This window comes from Nonomuraea basaltis (assembly GCF_005893125.1).
Lineage (GTDB): Bacteria > Actinomycetota > Actinomycetes > Streptosporangiales > Streptosporangiaceae > Nonomuraea > Nonomuraea basaltis.
In genome coordinates this window covers 1-634 of sequence record NZ_VCJS01000637.1, presented here as the reverse complement: position 1 = coordinate 634, position 634 = coordinate 1, and the positions used below count along the sequence as shown (strand labels likewise).

At 64.5% G+C, this 634-nt stretch carries 1 protein-coding gene; it reads left to right on the top strand.

The window, feature by feature from the left end; all coding sequences use genetic code 11:
• On the top strand, positions 1–457 hold a 457-nt coding region (locus tag EJK15_RS76075), incomplete at its 5' end, for a helix-turn-helix domain-containing protein (RefSeq protein ID WP_240778170.1).
• Between the last annotated feature and the right edge of the window lie 177 nt (positions 458–634).

Sequence of the window (634 nt, the reverse complement as noted above, 5' to 3'; positions counted from 1 at the left end):
GCGGCGGGCGCAGATGGTGCTGCTGCCGGCCCAGGGCATGCCGGTGGCGAAGATCGCACAGGTGGCATTCACCAGCGAAGACCGGGTCCGTGATGTGATCCACAACTTCAACGCCGATGGATTCGACTCGCTCTACCCCAAGTACAAGGGCGGCCGGAAGCCGACGTTCACGCTTCCGCAGCGTGTGGAAATCAAGAAGATCGCCAAGTCCAAACCGGCCGAGCATGGGTTGCCGTTCTCCCGGTGGAGCCTGGCCAAGCTGGCCGATTTCCTGGTCGCCGAGGGGGTGGTCGAGGACACCAGCCATGAGGGCCTGCGCGAGCTTCTACGTGCAGAGAATGTTTCAAGCCATAAAGACCTGGAAGGCCTCCCGCGACCCGGACCACCAGGTCAAGAAGGCCCGCGTCGAGCACCTGTACGCGATCGTCGACGGGCAGGTGATCCACGAGCCCGGTGAACCAGCGATGATCTTCTGCGTGGACGAGTTCGGGCCTCTCAACCTTCAGCCGCGTCCCGGTAGGCAGTGGACCGACGTCGGCGGCAAGGGCAAGGATCCCGATCGTTAGCCTCGGCCGCGGATGCGCGCCACCTACACCCGCACCCAAGGGGTGCGGCACCTGTTCGCCGCGTTAGA